Source organism: Paenibacillus sp. 1A_MP2 (assembly GCF_052244825.1).
In the GTDB taxonomy this organism is placed as follows: Bacteria; Bacillota; Bacilli; order Paenibacillales; family Paenibacillaceae; genus Paenibacillus; species Paenibacillus vandeheii.
Window position 1 is genome coordinate 1 of sequence record NZ_JBQQCS010000002.1, and the last position, 885, is coordinate 885.

Genomic DNA, 885 nt, shown 5'->3' on the forward strand with positions numbered 1-885 from the left:
ATCGGCGCGCCGGTGACGCCAGGAGCGTCCGCTGGAGTCCAGGAGCAGCTGCAGAGCGATCGAGAAGAACGAAGGCAGCCGGTTGGCCAGCTGAAGCGATCGGCGCGCCGGTGACGCCAGGAGCGTCCGCTGGAGTCCAGGAGCAGCTGCAGGAATCCGGAAGAACGAAGGCAGCCGGTTGGCCAGGCTGAAGCGATCGGCGCGCCGGTGACGCCAGGAGCGTCCGCTGGAGTCCAGGAGCAGCTGCAGGGATCCGGAAGAACGAAGGCAGCCGGTTGGCCAGGCTGAAGCGATCGGCGCGCCGGTGACGCCAGGAGCGTCCGCTGGAGTCCAGGAGCAGCTGCAGAGCGATCGAGAAGGACGAAGGCAGCCGGTTGGCCAGGCTGAAGCGATCGGCGCGCCGGTGAGGCCCAGGAGCGTCCGCTGGAGTTCCAGAAGCAGCTGCAGAGCGATCGAGAAGAACGAAGGCAGCCGGTTGGCCAAGCTGAAGCGATCGGCGCGCCGGTGAGGCCCTGGAGCGTCCGCTGGAGTCCAGGAGCAGCTGCAGAGCGATCGAGAAGGACGAAGGCAGCCGGTTGGCCAGGCTGAAGCGATCGGCGCGCCGGTGACGCCAGGAGCGTCCGCTGGAGTCCAGGAGCAGCTGCAGGGATCCGGAAGAACGAAGGCAGCCGGTTGGCCAGGCTGAAGCGATCGGCGCGCCGGCGACGCCCAGGAGCGTCCGCTGGAGTCCAGGAGCAGCTGCAGAGCGATCGAGAAGGACGACGGAACCGGTTGGCCAGGCTGAAGCGATCGGCGCGCCGGTGACGCCAGGAGCGTCCGCTGGAGTCCAGGAGCAGCTGCAGAGTGATCGAGACAGGACGACGGTAGCCGGTTGGCCAGGCTGAA

The 885-nt window shown here is 68.1% G+C and carries 1 protein-coding gene; it reads left to right on the forward strand.

Annotated features, from left to right (window positions below; genetic code table 11):
- Nucleotides 1-191, forward strand: a 191-nt coding sequence (locus tag ACTWJ7_RS34290) for a hypothetical protein (protein ID WP_443146461.1), incomplete at its 5' end; no start/stop codon positions are given.
- Nucleotides 192-885 lie beyond the last annotated feature (694 nt).